The 2,581-nt window shown below is 36.5% G+C and carries 1 pseudogene; it reads right to left on the bottom strand.

The features are described from left to right. A pseudogene (locus HMPREF3131_RS11140) lies at positions 1–2,581 on the bottom strand (E domain-containing protein); the annotation flags it as partial.

Here is a 2,581-nt window from a genome sequence, read left to right as displayed (position 1 = left end):
GAATCTGAGTCGCTGTCAGAGTCTGAATCGCTGTCTGAATCTGAGTCAGAGTCACTGTCGCTATCTGAGTCTGAATCTGAATCTGAGTCTGAATCGCTGTCTGAGTCAGAGTCTGAATCACTGTCTGAATCACTGTCGCTATCTGAGTCAGAGTCTGAATCACTGTCTGAATCTGAGTCTGAGTCGCTATCTGAGTCTGAGTCTGAATCGCTGTCGCTATCTGAGTCAGAGTCTGAATCGCTATCTGAGTCTGAGTCTGAATCTGAGTCGCTATCGATGTCTGGACCATACTCAATTATTTCATCAATTGGATCTTTAGTAATTTCCTCTGTTGGTTCACCTTCTCCTACTGTTTCTCCTGTCAATGGATTTTTCGTAGTTGGTGTTGTGATTGTTTTTTCTCCATTTTCACCTTTTTGTTTAACACGTTCTTCGCCTGGTTTTAAGTCTGGATTGAATTCACGTTTTTTATCAAATGGAATCTCTTCTTTTTCTATGATTGGATCGCCATCAACTGGACCGTATTTTGTTACGTCATCCACTGGAGGTGTTACAACTTCTCCTGTATCTGGATTTTTGATACCTGGTTTACCTGGAACTTCTTCTTCGCTACCTTTCGGTGCGTTTGGATCAAATTCATCTTTATGTCCTTGTGGTACTTTTTCACCGCCATAATGTATGATTTCATCCACTGGATCTTTTGTGGTTTCTTCTGTTGGCTCACCTTTACCAACTCTTTCTCCTGTTAATGGATTTTTCGTAGTTGGTGTTGTGATTGTTTTCTCTCCATTTTCACCTTTTTGTACGACTTCTTCTGTACCAGGTTCTAATTTTGGATCAAATTCACGTTTTTTATCAAATGGAATCTCTTCTTTTTCTATGATTGGATCGCCATCAACTGGACCGTATTTTGTTACGTCATCCACTGGAGGTGTTACAACTTCTCCTGTATCTGGATTTTTGATACCTGGTTTACCTGGAACTTCTTCTTCGCTACCTTTCGGTGCGTTTGGATCAAATTCATCTTTATGTCCTTGAGGCACTGCTTCAGGTGCAAAGTGTACAATCTCGTCAACTGCATTTTTTGTAACTTCTGTTGTTGGTTCACCACGTTCAACTACATCTCCTGTATCAGGGTCAACTTTAATTGGTGTAGTTGTTGTTGATTCTCCATCTTCACCTTTTTGTACAATAACATCAGGTGAGCCTGGTTCTAGAGTTGGATCAAACTCACGAATAGTTTTATGAGTAATTGGTTGTTTCGTTACTTCCACATCATCAATTAAATCAGCTTGAGGCGTTGTAATTTTTACACCTTCAAGATTTGTTCTCATAATTCCATCAGAATATCTATTTGGCATATGACTTGAAGTAATTAAGAAATTATATTTTTGTGATTTATCAATTCCTAAATCATCTGTAGTAGCTGTCCATGTTTTTCCTGCATATGTAGCAGTTACTGTACTTGTTGCTGCATCATAATTTAATACTACATCATTTAATCTTTGGCCATGGAAATTACCATCAAGATGATTAGTTGTATTATCTGCATAAATTATTTTATTTGCAGGTTTATCTTTTGTATTTAGGGCATTTTGACCAACTTGGTTAGTCATACCATCTGCACCATTTTTAACAAATGTACCGTAACCAACTTTTGCTGCGCCAATTTGACTTAGATTGTTTGTTTTATCTGCATCGAGTTTATCGACTTTACCATTAACATTATTATATGACGTATCAATTTTAAAACCAGATGCATTTGCCATACCTTTGTCTCTTAAAATACCACCTTGGTTTAAGAAGTCTTGGCCATTCCCTTGAGTAAACATGAAGCCCCAGCCATCTGCTCCTGTTGTATTACCTTGGTTGTTATTTGCTACTGGAACAGTAATTGTAAAGTCTTTATTAAAATCTATTTTATCATTATATTCTAATGCGCCTTTAGTTCCTGTATTAGGATTGAAGTTTGTATTGAATGCAGTTAGCTTATCTTCTTTAGGGAATTCTTCTTTATACGTTTTATGGATTATATCTCCATATTCTTTAAAGTTACCCGTTCCTTTTTTAGTAACTGTGTCTTGTGCAGCTGCTCTTAATGCTGTTGCTGAATTGTTAACATTTGTTGTTCTAGCATTTCTGCTTACTGAACGGAATGTTGCTCTTGGTTGTGCGTTTTCTTTGTTAGCTGTTTCTTTAAGTGCTTCACTTAAAGCTATTTTTTTAATTTCTTCATTAGATAAATTTGAAATATCTTTTGGTAATACTTTTTCAATTTCAGCTTTCTCTGCTTCTGTAACTTCAGATTTTTTATATAAATCTTTAGCAACTGTATCTACAACGTGAGTTCTCTCAGTTTCTGCTGGTTGAGCATTTGAATTGCTCTTAGCATTTGTTTCTTCAACTGCTGGTGCTTCTTCTTCTGTTGCTACTTTGTTTGTTTCTTCTGCTGATGGCGCTTCTTTTGTTGTTACATCTTTTGTATTTTCTTTACTTGATGGCGCTTCTTTTGTTGTTGCTTCTTCTGTTTTCGCTTCACTTGTTGTTGGTTCTTTTGTTGTTACATCTTTTGTATTTTCTT

Origin of the sequence: Staphylococcus sp. HMSC14C01 (genome assembly GCF_001808085.1) — a bacterium.
Lineage (GTDB): Bacteria > Bacillota > Bacilli > Staphylococcales > Staphylococcaceae > Staphylococcus > Staphylococcus hominis.
The sequence above is the reverse complement of the archived record's forward strand: the minus strand, read 5'-3'. Positions and strand labels throughout refer to the sequence as shown.